This window comes from Providencia sp. Me31A, from assembly GCF_050487165.1.
In the GTDB taxonomy this organism is placed as follows: domain Bacteria; phylum Pseudomonadota; class Gammaproteobacteria; order Enterobacterales; family Enterobacteriaceae; genus Providencia.
Map to the genome: position 1 here is coordinate 87,461 of NZ_JBKQGZ010000006.1, position 19,442 is coordinate 106,902.

Consider the following 19,442-nt stretch of genomic DNA (forward strand, 5'->3'; position numbering starts at 1 on the left):
CGGGCTCCTTACAGTTTGACTATTTCCACTAAATTAGTATGTTGTGGGTTACCTTTTGCAAGTGGAGAAGGCCGCTGAGTTGTCAGGACATTAATGCATCCACCTTGGTCTATTTTTTTCCCAAACATATCGGCATCAAGCCAAGCCCCTTGTCCCATCGCGGTTACACCCGGTATGATCCGCGGGGTAACTTTCGCTGGAATATGCACTTCTCCGCGGTCATTAAACACCTTCACTAAATCACCTTGCTCAATCCCCCGCGCTTTCGCATCAATTGGGTTTATCCAAATTTCTTGGCGGCAGGCTTGTTTTAAAATATCAATATTGCCGTAACTTGAATGAGTTCGAGCCTTATAGTGAAACCCAGTCATTTGTAATGGATACTTTTCGCGTAATTTATCGTGATAGCTTTCAAAACCCTCGGCATAAATAGGCAAGGGGTCAATCACATCATCAGGGGCTAATTGCCAGTTTTGGGCGATTTCAGCTAGCCTTTCAGAATAAACTTCGATTTTTCCTGATGGTGTATTTAGAGGATTATGCTGTGGATCATCACGGAATGCTTTGAAGCCAATGACATGTTCATCAGGGCATTTATGTTTAAAAATACCGATGGTTTTCATTTCTTCATAAGTCGGCATGTCAGGGAAGCGTTCACGGCTTTTCTCACATAAATATTTAATCCATTCATGTTGAGTGCGGCCTTCGGTGAATCTTTGTTCAATATCTGGCCCTAAACGTTTTGCTATTTCTGACAGGATTTCATAAATGGGGCGGCGTTCAAATTTAGCACTGGTGGCAGGTTGACCAAGTATCATATAGGACATATTACCAGCAGATTCACTTGGAATAAGGTCTTCTTGTTCCGTAGGCATTAAATCAGGCAGTAAAATATCGCAGTACTTGGCAGATGCGGTCATAAAGTGGTCGATGCCGACAATCATTTCACATTTGGTGTCATCTTGGAGGATTTCATGCGTGCGAGCAATTTCACTGTGTTGGTTAATGAGAGTATTACTCGCGTAGCACCAGAGAAACTTAATAGGGACATCTAGCTTATCTTTGCCTTTAATGCCATCATGGATGGCGGTCATTTCTGCTCCGCGTTCAATGGCATCTGTCCAAGTAAAAACAGAGATTTGTGTTTTTACAGGATTATTGAGCATTGGAAACCACTCTACGCCTGAATCATAAGTGCCTTCTCGGCAGCCTGAATTTCCTCCGCTGATCCCGACATTGCCAGTAATAATTGCCAGCATTGCGATTGCACGGGCAGTTTGCTCGCCATTTGAATGACGTTGAGGTCCCCATCCTTGTACGATATAGGCGGGTTTGGCTTGACCTATTTCACGAGCCAGCTTGATTATTTTATCGGTGGGGATACCTGTAATTTTCGACGCCCATTGTGGTGTTTTAGCAATACCATCTGCACCGTCACCGAGGATATATGCTTTATAATGACCGTTACGAGGCGCCGAACTTGGTAGTGTTTTTTCGTCGTAGCCAACACAATATTTATTAACGAATGCGTGGTCGACCATATCTTCGGTAATAATAATATAGGCTAATGCCGCAGCGAGTGCACCGTCTGTTCCTGGACGGATTGGTAACCATTCATCCTCGCGGCCTGCTGCGGTATCATTATAACGAGGGTCAATAACTATCATACGTGCGTTTGAACGTTCGCGAGCCTGCTCAACATAATAGGTAACGCCGCCCCCACTCATACGTGTTTCTGCTGGATTATTACCAAACATCACAACAAGTTTTGTATTGGCAATATCATCGGGACTATTAGCCTCTTGTGAGCCATAAAGATATTCCATACCTGCTTGGATCTGTGCTGTACTATAACTCCCATAGCGACTTAAGAATCCACCGCATGAATTCATCAAACGGTATGGCACATTGGAGTTAGTAATATTACCGCCATCGACCCCTGTACCGTAGAGAACATGAACAGATTCGTTACCATAATTCTTTAACGTATTGCGTAGACTATCACTGACGGTGTCGAGAGCTTCTTCCCATGAAATGCGAACAAACTTGCCTTCACCACGTTTACCAACCCTTTTCATTGGGTATTTCAATCTATCAGGGTGATTCATTCGACGTCGAATTGAGCGACCACGTAAGCATGCTCTAACTTGATGCTTCCCATATTCGTCTTTGCCAGTATTATCAGATTCTACCCAATAAACTTCGTCATCTCGGACATGGAGGCGCAATAAACAGCGACTACCACAGTTGACAGTGCATGAACTCCAGACAACTTTATCTTCCGGTGTTGTTGAATTTGACATGTCATCGATTGCTTTTGCATTAAAAGGGAGAGACAAACCACCTACAGCGGTAATGAGTCCTCCAGCAGCACCTGATTTCAGAACATGACGCCTTGAAATTGGGCTATTTAATAATTTATTTTTTGTGTTCATTGAAATGACCCTTTATAACCATATTAAATATATGGGTTTCACTGGCCATATTACTCTTGGTTTATCATCATTTTTTGCGTCACATCAATGAATATATAATTATTGAATTGATAACTTTTTTATAATAAATAGTTATCCTTAAGAATTGAATTTATATAAAGATATTGATTTTATTGATTTTAAAATTAACCCGTTTATATTTTGAAAATATATCATGTTAATTTTATGTTTCATTTGGAAAATATTTCTCTATATTTGGCTTTTTAAAGTGAGTAAAGAGATTTTTTTTAGAATTTGATTGGAATTTAATTAAGTTTTTCTACTTTGATATTTATTATTCTGAAAAATTAACTGTTTTCATTGTATATTAACTTTGTTTTAATGATATATGATATTATCACCTGTAAAACATATTATTGTTAATGGTTTATGGAACGTTATTTATTATTATAAATAATTATTATTTTCATTTAGCACTAATTAAATTTAATATCATCATTTGAAGGGCTGCTGATAATAAAAATGAATTTAGGATGATTGCTAAAAAAAGGCTTAGTAAATACCAAGCCTTGGAGAGGTTAACTGTGTGATAAATCGTGATAACCTTCTTAGTTACTTTGTTTGACTCTGTTTTAAATGTTGTTCAATAGCATAAATTATTGCTGGAGATTGGTTATTTTCAGTAAAACTTAATGCCACTGCAGCTTTTTCATGGTTATCCATTGCAGAAAAGTGTTTAGCCATCCCATTAACTTTACTCGTAGGTAATTGGCCTGCATTAATATGGGATTTTATTGCTAACTGAGTCCCATGTGACGTATTATTTTCTGTAAAGTTTAATGCGGCTACTGCTTTTTCATGAGGTGTCATTTGTGAAAAAGATTTAGCAATATCTTTAATTTCACTTTTTTCTAAATTAGCGGCTTTAGCATGTGCTGCAATAGCGGCTTCATTAGCGTGAGAAGTATTATTTTCAGTAAAGCTCAATGAAATAATTGCATTTTGATGGGCTGTGATATCAGCCTGCGCGCTTATACTGCAGATCAGCAAAAGTGCAGCGGAAATCATTAGTTTGTTCATTTAAATACCTTTGAATACTTTTAAGTAGGCTATCAATACTCAAAACAATTCAATTTGCAGGTAGGAGCTCAATAATAGGAACCGAGTTGGTTTAATAGCAATGTGGAGAAGCCACATTGCATCAGTACCTTCCTGCAATCTGAAATATGACGAGCACTTATTGGAATAGCGACAATATAGGCTAATGTGTTGCAGGGTAAAATTGATATCTGTGCAAACGATAAATGCATAAAACGCATTCGTGATTAAAAAAGGGTAACTAAAATGGAAGTGAATGGAAAATGAGGTCGCTATTGTTGGCCGAAATTGTCAAGTCAGTCGTTATAGTTGAAGCCGTAAATTATTTTTCTGAGCAACACCGCACTTGTGATACGTGCGGTGTTGTGAATAATTTATTGTGCTTTTGTCGCACTAATTTGTTTTTCTTGGTTCGCAAACCAGCGATCGCGCAAAATGTCATATAGTAGGTTGAATGCATAGGTATAGAATAAGAAGAAGGTAAAAAAGCCGACTTCTAAGATAAATGCATCCCATAGAGACATTTTTAATAAAAATGCAAGCATAGGTACGCCTAAGATTACGAAACTTAATTCGAATCCAACCGCATGAGCGACTCGAACTTTAGCCGGTCGGGGACCTTTAGACAGGGGCCAATAGCGGTCAAACAGCAGGTTATAGAATAAGTTCAATAGCATAGCCAACGTTGATAATACAATAGCAACAGTACCCATTTGAAAGATTGAGCGTCCTAAAAGCCACGCACTGATCGGTGCAGTTATTGCTATCGCGATGACTTCAAATGAAACTGCATGAAAAATTCGTTCAGTTAATGTTTTTGTATACCTGCTCATAACTACCTCAACTACATGATAAATTAATATATTGATAAAAAACGAGTGCAATTATTTGCTTTTTTTTATATATATACAAAATGACTGCCATCGAAAAAACCGATACCTTATGAGTTATTCTATAGAAACATTGCGTACCTTTGTGGAAGCTGCATCGCTAAAGTCTTTCTCGGCAGCAGCTCGAAAACTAAATAAAAGCCAATCGACAGTTAGTGCTACCATCAGTGGCTTTGAAGATGATATGGGATTTGCTCTGTTCGATAGGCAAGGGCGTGAGTCAACATTAACCTTTGCAGGACGAAAAGTATTAAGTTTAGTTGAGGATATTTTATCAGCGGATGAGCGCTTACAAGCTTTACGTGTCGAATTATCACCAGATATTGAACCGAGGTTAAGTTGTGCTTTTTCTGATATTTACCAGCCTCCTCATGCAGAGCATATCCTGAAAACATTAGATCGGCAGTTTCCGCATATTGAGTTTGAATTTTTAATTGCGGAAAATAATGCTGTCATTGACATGATCCAAAACCAACAAGCTCATGTGGGAATGATGGAGTCTCGTACGGAGTATCCTGCGGATATTTCATTTTCTCGTTTACCTGTCCAAGGGGAATTAGGATTATATGTTTTAAAAAGCCATCCTCTGGCAAAAGAAATTAAGGTGACATATCAACATTTAACGATGACGCGCCAGTTACGATTAAATAGCAGTAGCCAAACGATAATTAATAGTGAAAAAAATTGGTTAGCCCCTAACTATTTATTATTGTTAGAAATGGCAGAACAAGGTACAGGGTGGGCGATATTGCCAACTTGGTTAGTAAAACAATTCGGGCATGATTTATTAGTTAGCCTTAATTATGATTTATGGCCCCGTAAAATTGATGTTGATTTAGTTTGGTCTAAGAATAATCCACCAGGTAAAGCGGGATATTGGCTAATTAATAAATTGCTCAGTTCTAAGAGTTGAGTATGTTTATTTGTATTTATTTGCATTTAGCGGCTAATTAAACTATAAATTTAAGTTGTAACGAAATGTTTTCGTGTAAATAAACGTAATAACATTTTGATAATAAGTCTCATCTGGTTAATCTACCTTAAAGTAAATTGATTTGCTGTTATAATTTATAAAGAGGAATAAAATGAAAAAATTATTGATACCTACATTATTTGCTGTTGCATCTACTATGTCATTTGGTATTCAAGCTGCTACATCTTCAGCTGCAAGCCAAACACAAAATGCAGAACATAAACTAAATGCCTATGAAGAAATTATGGTAGGTAAAGTTTGGACAACGACAGAAGCATTAGATCAAGATAAAAAAGTAGTTAATGCGGATGATAAACAAGTCGCTAACTTTTTTGGATTAGCAGAATATTATCCTGATGGCACTTTTAACATGACCACATTTGATGGCAAACCTAAAATGAAAGGTGATTGGTCATTTGATGAGAATGGTAAGAGCCGTTCGTTAACTGCAAAAAATGATAAAGGTGAAGTGTTATTTACGCGTGTCGTTGAAAATGTCACCGTAACGCCTGAAGAATATACTTATCGTATTTATCCGGAGCAAGATAATAAAGATAAGTTCTTCGATATCGTTCATAAAGTTAAAAAATAGTTTTCTTCAATGCCGCCTTGTGCGGCATTTATTTTAAATAGTCAAAGAACTCCATTTAGAAATAAACACTTAGTGGTTTACTACCGACAGGATTTTAAAAAATCACTCAGGAAGGTATATATGGAGTGGCCAAGGAAGAACATTCTTATTCGTCTACGATTAATATAGGATATGAATCTATTTTCATTACTCTATAAAGGCGTAATAGTGTTAATGTTAAATCAAATATTCTCGGAATATAAATCATATCGTTAGGACATAAATAAAGGGTTGTTTATTTTTAGATTACGACCAACATCTTTTAGATGTAAATACAATAAAAGGCAATGATAAACATGACCTTTTATTGGATGCTGGACTTAGAAAATGGTGTACTTTATTTGAAACACGCTTCAGCCCAGCGAGTTAACCCTGCTGTGACAGAGCCGAAGTCATCTCCGCGCACTATCGGAATATTTGGTAATTCTTGGGCAATTGCTTGGTGCAGTATTGGTGAACGAGCACTACCTCCTGTTATGTAGATGGCATCAGGTTGTACCCCACCTTGGTTAACCGCTTCTCTTACGAGTTGAATCATTTTACGTTTTGGCGATTCGATTGATTCAATTAAATGATCTCGTTGAATATTCACTTCCAGAGTTTCATTTAGCAGGTTCACTTGGGCGAGATAATTTACGTCGTCAGATAAGGCAATTTTAGCTTCTTCTGCTTTACGTACAAGACTATAACCTAGCGTTTCATGATAAACTTCGAGTAAACGAGCTAACTTTTCAGGTTCTTTGGCTTCTTGTTTTAAACGCGTCAATGCAGAAAGATTTTGCCTTGAGTAAAATTCTTTTTGAGCCTCAACATTATTTATGGCAATAGGATTCCAAAATTGTAAAAAAGGCATTTTTATACCAGAAATAGATTGGCTTTCCATTCCAAAAAGTTGCATTAGTTGTTTCAATGCAATGTAAATATCCAGGTCGTTTCCACCAACTCGTTGCCCACTATGAGCTAATAAAGATGGCGTTCTATCTTGCGTGCTACGGTAGGTCGGACCCATTTGAATGAGAGAACAATCTGTTGTTCCTCCTCCAATATCGACAACTAGGATTATCTGGTCACTATTTAAAGTTGATTCATATTCAAGGCCAGCAGCAACAGGCTCAAATTGGAAAATGATATTGTTAAAACCAGCACGCTTTGCTGCTCGGTATAAAATGGACTCTGCTTGCTGATTTGCTAATTCGCCCCCTCGACCATGAAAGTTTATAGGACGGCCAATTACTGTATCACTGATGGTATCTTGTAAAGACTGTTCCGCAGTATCTTTGATATTTTTCATCATGGCACATACAAGATCTTCAAAAAAGCTGATTTGTGTTTCGTGTAAGCCTGATGCACCTAAAAATGACTTAGGTGATTTAACGTAATAAACATCTCTTGGGTCGCTGAGATATAAATCTAAAGCTGCCTGGCCAAAAACAATATCTTCAGGCATTAAATCAATACCTTCATCATGATTAAATGCGATAGATCTTTTTAATAATTGTTGACCAATATCATCTGATGGTGAAATCTTACAATAGCGAAATAAGTGCTCTGATACTGATTCTCTTGTAGGAGCGCATAACGTGGAGGGAATATAATGACTGTTCCCTTCTAATGGTAATAGCGTCGGTATCCCATCCCTCATAATAGCTACTGCACAGTTGGATGTACCGTAATCAAAACCAATAAACATTTTACCTCCTAAAACAGTACCTTGAAAAAAGGCTGTGACTTTATATCAAGCCACAATGAATTGCTATCAGAATAGTTATTTTTATTGAGAGTATGAAGTTATGGCGGAAAAGGTATAAAAAGCCGATATTTTATCTAAACATGCCGTAGCTTAAGGAAATAGGGGAATCACCTGACCATTGTTCATCAAACACTGCTTAATACTGTCTTAGCTTATTCGTTCATTGAATTAATCAGAACTACAAAAAAATATTAGCTCATGGCGAAGCTATTAAATATAAATATAATATTTAAAATGATTTTATGTATATATGAGGAAATATAGTTATTGTTTCGCAAAAACTAAATGGTTTTATTAATTACAGTATTTATACCAAATGACATTAAAATTACTATCTGGGAACTCTTTATCGTTAGTGTCAATTAATGGTATGGAAACAACGTTGCGGCCATCAGTATGCTGATAAGTTTTAACAATAAAACGCTTAAAGGAATATGAGTTTTGACTTGTAAACATTAAAACTTCACCGCATACATAGCCTAACGTACCATGATCTAGCGTTTCCCTTATTTCATGATATTTAACATTTTTATACTCGGCTGTTTTAGGATAAGCTAAAAAGTCTTCAACTGCTTTTTGTGATTTTTTAACAATACCCAAATCTGGAGTGTAGTTACTTGCAACGCCTCCAATAAAGGAAGCACCAGCAATAAGCCCAATGACTAAGATTGAAAATATTTTATTTCTCATAGTGTTTATTTCTTATGTGATTATTTTAGTGACCCTATAAGGCCAATTAACTCAAGTAAAATGACGTTTAAGCTTTTCATAAACAAAAGTATTTACGCTAATTTCACTTAGTTTGATGTGTTTTAGGTTCACTTTTGGGCTTCTGTACAGGACAATCTAACATAAATTTTTTTGATGTAATATAGAAAGGAAATAATGGTAATCAATAAGAAACGAAAAATTACATATTTAAATGAATTGACACTATTAGAGCTTGATGGGGTTATGACTATGGTGATCGTTTAATTTGTATTTATTCCGTACGTGATAAATATTAATACAAAAAATATGTGATTAATTCTTATTATTCATTATTTTTGCCATTTTTATGGCTTCAATTAATTGGGTGCGATTAATTCTAGGGCTATTACTATCTAATAGCTTTTGCCAAATATTAATTGCTTTCTCGTAATTTGCATTCATAAAGGCATCAGAAGCGATTAACATGAGTGCAGTCACTTCATTGTTATCAAGACTAAGTGCTTTATTAATTACAGCATGAGCATCATCAGTGAGGTGTTGTCCTGCTTGATAATATAAAACGGTTGCAATGGCAGAGTAAATTTGTGCATTTTCACCACGATACTTAAGTGCCCTTTGATACGCTATCAGCGCATTGTCATAGCTATTTTGATATAAATAATATTCACCCAGTATAGCCCATAGTTCACTGTTTTTAGGTGATTGACGAATGTCATTTTGTAGGCGCAGTAAGTCACTTTGTTCTTGTTGTAATGGTGTAAATGATAAAAGAGGATCGGAAATGCGTTGATATTCTAAATAAGCCAGTTTAAAACGAGGAAAAAAGAAGTAGCTAACGGTGGCTAGAATCAATAAAAATAAAAGTAGAATATTGATACGATAGTTTTTAGGTGGCAGGGGAGTGCCCATTTTTGTAGGAAATAATTGTTCAGTGGTTTTGGCAACATGTGGATTATTATAACTTACATGGCGTTTTCGTAAGCGAGCTAACCGCAACATGAAATATAAAATTCCGATTAGAGCAATGCAGGGTAATCCCCAAAGTAACGCAGTACCGGGTGTAACTGGCGGGTTATAAAGAACAAAATCACCATAACGTTCGGTCATATATTGCAAGATTTGCTCTTGTTTTTTGCCTTCTGCCACCATTTTAAAGACTTGATGACGCATGCTGACCGCCGTTGGAGCATTGGATTCTAGTAAGTTTTGGTTTTGGCACTGAGGGCAACGCAACTGTGAGGCAATCTGCAAAGAATACTCTTGCTCTGCCGTTGAGTTAAATTGCCAAGTGTCGACAATCTGCGCATTTGCGATAAAAGAAAATGTCATTAGGAAGATGGCACATAGCATTCTAAACATGTTTTTGTCTCCCTATTAGCCAGTTCACTAATAGGCCGAGGCACATAAACAATGCACCTCCCCAAATCCACTGAATACCATCTTGCACATAAAAACGGATTGCATAACTATCGGGGCCTGTTTTTTCACCTAAAACCGCATACCAGTTACGCATCCATCCCCAATAAATACCTGGTTCTATCATTAATTGTTGGCGAGCAGTATAAAAACGCCGCTCGGTGACGAGGTTATGCAGTAATTGATTACTTTGACTAATGTGTATGATGGCTTTTTCGGTTGTGTAATTAGATTCAGCGTCCAATTTAAGCTCTGTAAATTGAAATTGATAACCGGCCAAAGAAACTGATTGCCCTACTGGAAGGTTAACACTGGTTTCTTGCCGACTGCCGATGGAAAGGGCTATACCTGCGGCAAAAATAATCACGCCAGTATGAGCAAGAAGAGCAGGCAGTTGCTGGCGGATTGTAGTCATTGGGCGCAACCAAAATAGAAGCAAAATAGCCATTAAGAAACCACAGGAAAAGGCAATCACATAGCCTTGTCCCCACAGAATAAAGCTTAAGATTACGCAAAATAAAATAATAAATAGTCCCCGACATTTATCCATTAATTTATTTTTAAATGGGGGATTAAATGCACTAAATGCGAGAATACAGAGCATCAATATGCCGAACGGCAGCAGTGATTGATTAAAATAAGGGGCACCAACAGAAATTTTCCCCCAGCCTAATAAGGTGTACAGCATTGGGTAAAGTGTACCCGTTAACACGATAAATAAGACCGTGACAAATAGGATTAACGTGAGTAATAAGTAAATTTCACGTTTATTCATTCTTGATGATGGCGCATTGATGTATTTCGCTTTCCAGCCATAAATCAATAAGGTCATTAAACTGAGAAAACTAAACAGTAAAAAGAGGGGAACAGCTCTAACATTATCAAGGGCAAAAGCATGCACAGACATTAAGATCCCTGAGCGTACAATCAAGGTACCTAGTAAGGATAAAATAAACGTCATCATGGCCAGTAAAATTGACCAGTGGCTAAATTGCTCAGAACGTCTAGAAACGGCTAGGCTATGAAGTAGGGCGCTAGCACTTAACCAAGGGAGTAAAGAGGCATTTTCAACAGGGTCCCAAAACCACCAACCTCCCCAACCTAATTCACTGTATGCCCACCACGAGCCTAGTGTAATTCCGATAGTAAGTATGCACCAACTTGGCACAGTAAAGCGCCAACATAGCCATGCAGTGGTTTGATTAAATTGACCTGTTAGCACAGAAGCCAACGCTATGGCTGTTACCAACATAAATCCGCTATAGCCTAAATATAATAATGGGGGATGCAAAATAAGCCCCCAATGTTGCAACATAGGATTGAGGTCACGTCCTTCGATAGCGGGTGGGAAAATTCGGACAAATGGATCGGAATAGAAAATAATAAATAGTAATAAGGCAGCATTGAACAGCGCGAGCATGGATAGCGTCAGTGGGAAAAAATGGTGACGTTGTTGGCGATAGCGCCAAGCAAAGATAGCACTCCAACCCGAAATAAGCAGTGACCATAGAAATATGGACCCCTCGTGTCCCCCCCAAACTGCGGCAATTTTAATATACAAAGGGGATAAACGATGGCTATGCTGAGCCACGTAGACGACAGAAAAATTACTTTGAATAAAGCTGATGGTTAAACACAGATAAGCGATAAGGAGAAAAATAAACGGTAAGTAAGTCCAAACCACGCTCCGAGGCATATGCCCCGGAACATGTAGGAAGAGACTAATAAACCCGATCAACGCATGAAAACTAGCGATACACAGTGCCAATATCAGGCAGATAAAGCCAATTTCAGGGAGTATGAGTTCCAATTATCACCTTTCTTATCGAATGAGTCAGGCAACAGTGAGCTGGCCGGCATATAACACAAAGAAACGTAAACAAAAAACGCCTAGCAGACTGGCACCGCTAACAATGAAGACTCTCGCTGCCCCTTGGCCTTTATCCATCCATTTTTTTAGGAGTAACGGCACAATAAAGCCGCAGCCTACAACACCTATCCAAAACCACCATGTCCAGAATCCCCCACCTAGTGCAGCGATTAACGAGCGGATTTTTCCGTCATCCCCCAAAGCTAAACCGACAAAAAAAGCCGTCAATAGGAAGATTTCTAGCCAAATGACAAAGCCTTCAATACGATGTAAAAAGGCTGTTTCGTTGTTATGAATATTTTTGCGATAGCGCAGTGCTAATGCAATAAGTGCTACCGCAATTCCTGAAGAAATTCCTGAAAATAGAAATAAAGCGGGTAGTAGTGGGTTGTTCAAGAATGGGTACGATTTTAGCGCAGAAAGTAAAAATCCCGTGTAAGCTCCCAGCAATACTGCAAGAACGAGCATCACAATATCGAGAAAACGCATTGCGCGGTTTAATACGGCTAATAGGCGCGGAATAATATTGAATTTTGGTAGCCATTTTTGTTGTAAAGCAACCAGTTCATTTTCATAAATTTTAGCCAGCCAAACGACGAGTACCGCCATATACACTTGGAATAGCATGACCCCCATCGACATAACGGAGGTCGGGCTGTAATGAAACATTAATTTCCAAAATGTCCACGGACGGGTTAAATGGAAAATTAAGATCAGTAATCCAAGAACGACGGTAGTTGGCGCTAAAACTAAGGTCGTGCGCATTAGCGTACTGTTACTGTTAGCTTCATTGGGATAGTACTGACGCAACAATACTGCCAGTACCACTAGCCCTGCCGAAATACCAATTAAAAACAGGTAAACGGCAATCGGCCAGTCCCAAACTAAGGATTCAAAATGGAAAGCTGAAGCTGTTGTCATTGGCTAACCTCCCCATATTTGAATGGAACTCGATACATTTTGGGGTGAGTGCCGAGTGCGATTTTGAATCGATATGTGGGTTTTTCTTTTAACATCAACGAAATATCGCTATTAGGGTCATCTAAATTACCAAATGTCAGTGCTTTGGTTGGGCAAGACTCGGCACAGGCAGGCTGCTTACCCTGTTTTAGATTGGTTTTACGACAAAAATCACATTTATCAGCGGTTTTATTGATTGGATGAATGAACCTGACACGATATGGACAGGCTGCAATGCAATATTGGCAACCGACACATAAGTCAGGGTTCACATCCACAATACCGGTAGTTTTATCAATAAAAGAGGCACCCGTTGGACAGACGTCAACGCATGGGGCTCTTTCACAATGCTGGCAAGAATGACGGAAAAAACGATATTTAACGTCAGGAAATTGGCCAATCGGCTCGCTGCGAATAATAGTCAAGCGCGAAACGCCTTCAGGGACTTGGTTAACTTCACGACATGCATCCATGCAAGCCGTACAGCCGATACACAAGTTTTCATCGTGGATCATACCGTAGCGAACGCCATCAATTTTCATTGTGTTAGCTAGCGTGTGACCAGCTATCCCTCCTACCGCCGCCAGTGCTCCTGAATAGATAATGAATTGACGACGAGAACAACTCATGGCTGCTCCTTACGCAATTTAACCGCTGCTGGATTGAAATCAGGGTTATTGCGCTGTTCAGAGTGACAATCGACACAAATTTTCACTTTCCCCTTATCAGTCAGTACCTTCATCGTGTCCTGCTTAGGGTGAAGGTCGTGACAACTAGCGCAAGCGACTTTTGTGACGTGTACATCGTGTGGCCAGAAGGCTTTTTGTAGCTGTTCAGGCAGGTGGCATGATAAACACACGCTGTTTTGTTGCTCTACGGTATACATAGGGTCATTAAAGCGCATCACATCTTTGATGCCTTCACGATGTTTCGGTCCCGGTTTGCCGTGGCAGTTAGTACAAGTCACGGGTAAATTATTATTGGGGTTGACGACTTCTGCATGGGTACCGTGCATGCCTTCTTTGTCAGGCTTGTGACAATCTAAGCAGGCAGTGTCTGCGCTACGTTGTTGTGTAACAACCCAACGGTCACCTGCATTTTCTTGTGCTATTTGAGGTGTTGTGGATGCCGCTGCTGCCCATAATAAGCCTGTTGCCAGCACCCCAGCAGTTAATAACGAACGTAGTACGCTCATATTCACTCCATTGGTTAAATCGCCCTTAAGTCACGGGCGAGTTTAGGTTATTTGGCTAATAGGTCATTTTTACGGGCTTGTTCATCCCATTGCGGTACAATCGTTTTTAAGAACTCTTGTTTTTCCGCATTGATTTTTTGCATATCTAAACCGATGGCCTGTTGTGCTTTCTCTTTGGTTGAGATATCTGGAATCGCAATTTCATTTGTGATGCCTTTCGAACCGAGTAAGCGAGCCAGTTTAGCGCGTGCATCAGCCGCTTTATCCATCGCACCACCAAGCATACGTAAGCCTTCATCCGGCGCATGCATGTGAATACCATGAGATGCAATGGCTAAGTCCCAGCGCCATTGTGCATGGCGAATATCGGTTAAGATTGGTTTCATTTGCTCTTCGGTTGCACCTGCATCCCAAGCTGCCTTTGCTTCAAAGTGAGCACGAACTAACTGGTCTTCTACTTTGATCTTCATTTCTTGGATGGCTTGTTTTCTTTCAGCAACAATGTCTTGCAACTGTTGTTTGCTTTGGGTATGGCAATTGCTACAGGTTTGTTCGAAGTTATCAAATGGGTTACCAATTTTATGACTGGTATACAATTCGCCTTTCTCGTTTTGCAGTTTTGGCATGTGGCAGTCAATACAGGTCACATTATTTTTACCATGAATACCTGCACTCCAAGTTTCATATTCGGGGTGCTGCGCTTTTAACATAGGCACTTTAGATAATGTATTGGTCCAGTCAGAGAAATCGATATTGTCGTAATAAACTTCCATTTGCTCGACTTTTGTTCCGTTATCCCAAGGAAATTTCACGGCTTTTTTATCGCCAGAAAAATAGTATTCAACGTGGCATTGGCCACACACCATAGACTGTTGGTCAAAACGACTTGCTTTATCGAATGGCTTGCCAATCGTTTCCATTGCACGCTCGGCATAAGGGCGGGAAAGCGTTAGTTCAGGTTTTCCTTTGGCAAAATCAGGTGAGTTTGTTTTATGACAATCCGCGCAGCCTAAAACGTTAACAACTTCAGGGCCGCCTTTTGCCCATTTACCTTCAAAGTAACCATCTTCACCATGTTCTTGAATTAATCTTGCGACATCAGGGCTCTTACAGCTCCAGCATGCCATTGGCAATGGGCCGTCTTGGGCATCTTTAGGTGCCCCAGTTCGCAGTGTTTCTCTCACGTCAATGACAGCGTAAGCATGACCGCGTGGTTTGTTATAGTCGCGAGAGAATGGGTATCCTGCCCAAAGCACAACTAAGCGAGGATCTTCCGCTAGAGCATCTTCGCGCTTTGATTGCTCGGAAGTCGCTCGCCAAGAGTGGTATTGATCAGGGTGAGCCGATTCGAAGGTTTCATTTCGTGCGTTAATGGTGGATGTATTGTCATTATTGGGGGTTTGTGCATGAACAGAGGTAAATAGAAATATTCCTGCAACCAAACTCAATAAGTACAGTGCATTATTTCTTATATTTGCCATAAAAGGGGCCTCGAGTAATGTTAGCCAACCATTCCTTGATTTTTCGAGTTATTTAAGGCGATGGGAACTAACTCGAAATATGTTGGGTATATTTTTGTTATATAGGATTAACAGCAAGCGCACTTTTGCTATCAGGACATTGCCAACTTATATCTTTAACAAAAAACCACACTAAAAATATTGTTTTTGATCAAAAGTTAATTTGTATTAAGGGAACGGAAGGCGGAAAATAATAAATAATAGTTATTATTAAAATTGATATGGTTATATTCCACTAGTTTTAAACTGTTATTTTTTAATTATAAAAAACAATAGTTGTTATTTTTTATTTGATGCAGGTTTGTTTTTATTTCATTGATTTTTATTGTTATTTTTGGTTTGTGAACTTCATTTGTTATTTTTAAAATAAACTCGGAAATAAAGTTTGCGTAATGTCAAAAAAAGGTCATATATTTTTCGGATAAATGATATTACGTATACCACTTTAGTGGTATTTTTTTGTGGTTATTTAACGTGGTGAAAACTAAAACTTGGGTTTAATTTAATGAATTATGTTAAAAGATGTTAAATAATAATTAAAAATTATAATTTATTCATTATTTAAGCATTTTTTCGTGAGTAAGGTAACAAATAGTTTGGAGGATTATTATTTTAAGTTGTAGATAAATAATTACCACTTTTACCTACTTGGTAGTATGTATTTTTAAAAGCTGTCTCGTTAATATTTCCCGCACAATACACATATAAAAAATGCGGTTTATCAACTTTTTTAGATTTTTGTTGGCAATGTAAAGGAAAGAAACATGGTTGATCTCACCCGCCGGGGAGTATTAACTGGTGCGTGGCGTAGTGCAGCCCCAGTGGTTCGACCGCCATGGAGTGGTAGTGAAGTGCAATTTATTGAATTGTGCTCCCGTTGTAATGCTTGCGTTGAAAATTGTGAAACAGCGATTTTGCAAGTGGGTGCGGGTGGCTATCCGGTTGTCAATTTTAAGCGCGGAGAATGTACTTTTTGTTACTCGTGCGCAGAGGTGTGCCCGCAACCTATTTTCCTACCTAAACATGCCCAACCTTGGGATATCTCAATTTCTATTGGTCAACATTGTCTAGCTTATTTATCGATTGAATGTCGTCGTTGCCAAGACAGTTGTGAACCCGAAGTCATCTCTTTTCGTCCCTCACTGGCAGGTATTTACCAGCCAAAAATAGAAACGCAAGGCTGTACAGGCTGCGGTGCTTGTGTTGCAGGGTGCCCTGTATCAGCCATTACCGTGGAGCATAAACATGCACAGTAATTACCAAGTGTGCAGTTTGATTGTACAAGTAAAAAGTGAACGAATGTCTGCTGTGAGCGAAAAAATAGCTCGATTTTCGAACTGTGAAGTGGCGATAAGTTCTCCAGAAAACGGAAAATTAATCGTTGTTGTAGAAGGGCAAGGCAGTAGAGCGTTATTAGATACTATTGATTTAGTACGTGATATTGAAGGCGTGCTAGATGTTTCGCTGGTTTACCACCAGCAGGATGATCAAGGTGAGGAAAATTATGAAACTCAGTCGTCGTAGCTTTATGAAAGCCAATGCGATAGCGGCCGCTGCTGCGGCGGCAGGTATTGGCACACCAAGCATCGCAAAAGCGGTGGTTGGTCAACAAGAAAGTATTAAATGGGATAAAGCCCCTTGCCGTTTTTGCGGTACGGGTTGTGGTGTACTTGTAGGGACTCAAAATGGCCGCATAGTGGCAAGCCAAGGTGACCCTGAAGCGCCAGTTAACCGTGGTTTGAACTGTATTAAAGGGTATTTTTTACCGAAGATTATGTACGGAAAAGACCGTTTAACACAGCCAATGCTGCGAATGAAAGACGGTGAATATGACAAAAATGGTGAGTTTACTCCAATTAGTTGGGAACAAGCCTTTGATGTCATGGAAGAAAAAGTAAAAACCACTTTGAAAGACAAAGGCCCTGAAGGGATCGGCATGTTCGGTTCGGGTCAGTGGACAGTTTGGGAAGGCTACGCTGCATCTAAATTGTTTAAAGGGGGATTCCGTTCTAATAACTTAGACCCGAACGCTCGTCATTGCATGGCGTCTGCGGTGGTTGGCTTCATGCGTACATTTGGTATGGATGAACCAATGGGCTGTTATGATGATATTGAGCAGGCGGATGCGTTTGTCCTTTGGGGCTCAAATATGGCAGAAATGCACCCTATTTTGTGGTCACGTATTACTAATCGTCGCCTCACTAACCCAGATGTGCGTGTTGCGGTGCTATCAACCTTTAAACATCGTAGTTTTGAATTAGCTGATAATGGGATCGTATTTACGCCACAGTCTGACTTGGTGATCCTGAATTATATAGCAAACTATATTATTCAAAATAATGCAGTTAATCAGGATTTCCTTGATAAGCATGTTAATTTACGCCGCGGCGCTACGGATATTGGTTATGGCCTTCGTCCGACTCATCCATTAGAAAAAAGCGCTAAAAACCCAGGCTCTGATGCATCAGAACCGATGACATGGGATGAATATAAAGCGTTTGTTGCGGAATATACTTTAGAAAAAACAGCAGAAATGACTGGTGTACCAAAAGACCAGTTAGAAGCGTTAGCAAAACTGTATGCAGATCCAAAAACGAAGGTCGTTTCTTACTGGACAATGGGCTTTAACCAACACACTCGTGGTGTTTGGGCAAATAACCTTGCTTATAACTTACATTTATTAACCGGTAAAATTTCTCAACCAGGCTGTGGTCCGTTTTCATTAACAGGGCAACCTTCTGCCTGTGGTACCGCGCGGGAAGTAGGGACATTTGCTCACCGTTTACCCGCGGACATGGTGGTGACTAACGAAAAACACCGTGAAAAAGTGGAAGGTGTTTGGGGATTGCCTGCAGGTACTATTCCAGAAAAAGTGGGTTTACACGCAGTGGCGCAAGACCGTGCACTGAAAGACGGTAAGCTGAACTTTTACTGGGTTATGTGTAACAACAATATGCAAGCAGGTCCAAACATTAACCAAGAGCGTATGCCTGGTTGGCGTGACCCTCGCAACTTTATCGTGGTGTCGGACCCCTATCCAACCGTCAGTGCGTTAGCTGCCGACTTGATCCTACCTACGGCTATGTGGGTAGAAAAAGAAGGGGCATATGGTAACGCGGAACGCCGTACGCAATTCTGGCGCCAACAAGTTCAGGCACCGGGGGAAGCAAAATCAGATTTAATGCAGATGGTGTTGTTTTCTCGTCGCTTTAAAACGGATGACGTTTGGCCTGAAGAGCTATTAGCGAAAAAACCGGAGCTACGCGGCAAAACCTTGTATGACGTGTTATTCGCTAATGAAGCCGTGACTAAATTCCCTCTCAGTGAATTAGCCAACGACCAACTCAACGACGAATCCCGTGAGCTGGGTTTTTATCTACAAAAAGGTTTATTTGAAGAATACGCAGGGTTTGGCCGTGGTCATGGACATGACCTTGCCAACTTCGATGATTATCACAAAGCGCGTGGCATTCGTTGGCCTGTTGTTGATGGCAAAGAAACACAGTGGCGTTATAGCGAAGGGAATGACCCTTATGTGAAAGCGGGCACGGGTTATCAGTTCTACGGAAAACCGGATGGTAAAGCGGTTATTTTCGCACTGCCATTTGAACCTGCTGCGGAATCACCAGATAAAGAATATGACTTATGGCTATCAACAGGGCGTGTATTGGAACACTGGCACACCGGTAGTATGACTCGCCGTGTTCCTGAATTACACCGTGCTTTCCCTGAATCATTAGTGTTTATGCACCCACTGGATGCGAAGGATAGAGGCTTACGCCGTGGTGATAAAGTCAAAGTGGTTTCACGTCGTGGTGATGTTACCACCATTGTGGAAACGCGTGGCCGTAATAGACCACCAAAAGGCCTAGTGTACATGGCATTCTTCGATGCCGCGCAACTCGTGAATAACCTGACACTGGATGCGACAGATCCGCTTTCGAAAGAAACGGATTACAAAAAATGTGCCGTTAAATTAGAAAAGGTGTAATT

At 39.7% G+C, this 19,442-nt stretch carries 16 protein-coding genes; 5 read left to right on the plus strand and 11 right to left on the minus strand.

What is annotated here, in order from left to right; all coding sequences use genetic code 11:
* Positions 1 to 8: 8 nt before the first annotated feature.
* The 3 genes from ACLPIE_RS06470 to ACLPIE_RS06480 form a co-directional block, all read right to left on the minus strand.
* Entirely contained in the window at positions 9 to 2,435 is a 2,427-nt protein-coding gene (locus tag ACLPIE_RS06470; RefSeq protein ID WP_430260702.1) for a DMSO/selenate family reductase complex A subunit, read from the minus strand.
* A 612-nt stretch (positions 2,436 to 3,047) separates the two neighbouring features.
* A complete protein-coding gene (locus tag ACLPIE_RS06475) occupies positions 3,048 to 3,515 on the minus strand; it encodes a hypothetical protein (RefSeq protein ID WP_430260703.1) in 468 nt (155 codons plus the stop codon).
* A gap of 392 nt (positions 3,516 to 3,907) precedes the next feature.
* Positions 3,908 to 4,366, minus strand: a complete 459-nt coding sequence (locus ACLPIE_RS06480; RefSeq protein WP_430260704.1) for a multidrug/biocide efflux PACE transporter — start codon at positions 4,364 to 4,366, stop codon at positions 3,908 to 3,910.
* Between the two features lie 109 nt (positions 4,367 to 4,475).
* Here ACLPIE_RS06480 and ACLPIE_RS06485 point away from each other — a divergent pair, with 109 nt between their 5' ends.
* Positions 4,476 to 5,336 (plus strand): LysR family transcriptional regulator, encoded by an 861-nt coding sequence (locus ACLPIE_RS06485; RefSeq protein ID WP_430260705.1) that lies wholly within the window; start codon positions 4,476 to 4,478, stop codon positions 5,334 to 5,336.
* Positions 5,337 to 5,508: 172 nt separating this feature from the next.
* On the plus strand, positions 5,509 to 5,988 hold the full coding sequence (locus ACLPIE_RS06490) for a DUF4822 domain-containing protein (protein ID WP_430260706.1): 480 nt from the start codon (positions 5,509 to 5,511) through the stop codon (positions 5,986 to 5,988).
* 376 nt (positions 5,989 to 6,364) lie between these two features.
* On the opposite strand, the gene yegD is transcribed toward ACLPIE_RS06490, so the two are convergent.
* The 8 genes from yegD to nrfA all read right to left on the minus strand — a co-directional run bounded on the left by yegD (position 6,365) and on the right by nrfA (position 15,410).
* Positions 6,365 to 7,717 carry a molecular chaperone gene (gene yegD / locus ACLPIE_RS06495; protein ID WP_430260707.1) on the minus strand — a complete coding sequence of 451 codons (1,353 nt, stop codon included), beginning with the start codon at positions 7,715 to 7,717 and terminating at the stop codon, positions 6,365 to 6,367.
* Between the two features lie 354 nt (positions 7,718 to 8,071).
* The gene (locus ACLPIE_RS06500) at positions 8,072 to 8,467 is read right to left on the minus strand and encodes a hypothetical protein (RefSeq protein ID WP_430260708.1); all 396 of its coding nucleotides are present in this window, start codon (positions 8,465 to 8,467) and stop codon (positions 8,072 to 8,074) included.
* Between the two features lie 333 nt (positions 8,468 to 8,800).
* Positions 8,801 to 9,847, minus strand: a complete 1,047-nt coding sequence (gene nrfF / locus ACLPIE_RS06505; RefSeq protein WP_430260709.1) for a heme lyase NrfEFG subunit NrfF — start codon at positions 9,845 to 9,847, stop codon at positions 8,801 to 8,803.
* On the minus strand, positions 9,840 to 11,714 hold the full coding sequence (locus ACLPIE_RS06510) for a heme lyase CcmF/NrfE family subunit (protein ID WP_430260710.1): 1,875 nt from the start codon (positions 11,712 to 11,714) through the stop codon (positions 9,840 to 9,842). The genes nrfF and ACLPIE_RS06510 overlap by 8 nt, the downstream gene beginning before the upstream one ends.
* A 24-nt stretch (positions 11,715 to 11,738) precedes the next feature.
* Positions 11,739 to 12,695 carry a cytochrome c nitrite reductase subunit NrfD gene (nrfD, locus tag ACLPIE_RS06515; protein WP_430260711.1) on the minus strand — a complete coding sequence of 319 codons (957 nt, stop codon included), beginning with the start codon at positions 12,693 to 12,695 and terminating at the stop codon, positions 11,739 to 11,741.
* Complete coding sequence (gene nrfC, locus ACLPIE_RS06520) at positions 12,692 to 13,363, minus strand: cytochrome c nitrite reductase Fe-S protein (RefSeq protein ID WP_430260712.1); 672 nt, start codon at positions 13,361 to 13,363, stop codon at positions 12,692 to 12,694. The genes nrfD and nrfC overlap by 4 nt, the downstream gene beginning before the upstream one ends.
* The gene (nrfB, locus tag ACLPIE_RS06525; protein ID WP_430260713.1) at positions 13,360 to 13,929 is read right to left on the minus strand and encodes a cytochrome c nitrite reductase pentaheme subunit; all 570 of its coding nucleotides are present in this window, start codon (positions 13,927 to 13,929) and stop codon (positions 13,360 to 13,362) included. The genes nrfC and nrfB overlap by 4 nt, the downstream gene beginning before the upstream one ends.
* A gap of 47 nt (positions 13,930 to 13,976) precedes the next feature.
* Entirely contained in the window at positions 13,977 to 15,410 is a 1,434-nt protein-coding gene (gene nrfA, locus ACLPIE_RS06530; protein WP_430260714.1) for an ammonia-forming nitrite reductase cytochrome c552 subunit, read from the minus strand.
* An 803-nt stretch (positions 15,411 to 16,213) separates the two neighbouring features.
* On the opposite strand from nrfA, the gene napF reads away from it, so the two are divergent.
* The 3 genes from napF to napA are packed head-to-tail and all read left to right on the plus strand — an operon-like array spanning position 16,214 to position 19,440.
* Entirely contained in the window at positions 16,214 to 16,705 is a 492-nt protein-coding gene (gene napF / locus ACLPIE_RS06535) for a ferredoxin-type protein NapF (protein WP_430260715.1), read from the plus strand.
* Positions 16,695 to 16,973, plus strand: a complete 279-nt coding sequence (gene napD / locus ACLPIE_RS06540; RefSeq protein ID WP_430260716.1) for a chaperone NapD — start codon at positions 16,695 to 16,697, stop codon at positions 16,971 to 16,973. Before napF ends, napD begins: the two co-directional genes overlap by 11 nt.
* Positions 16,954 to 19,440: a nitrate reductase catalytic subunit NapA gene (gene napA, locus ACLPIE_RS06545; RefSeq protein ID WP_430260717.1), complete on the plus strand. Its 2,487-nt coding sequence runs from the start codon at positions 16,954 to 16,956 to the stop codon at positions 19,438 to 19,440. Before napD ends, napA begins: the two co-directional genes overlap by 20 nt.
* Positions 19,441 to 19,442: the final 2 nt, after the last annotated feature.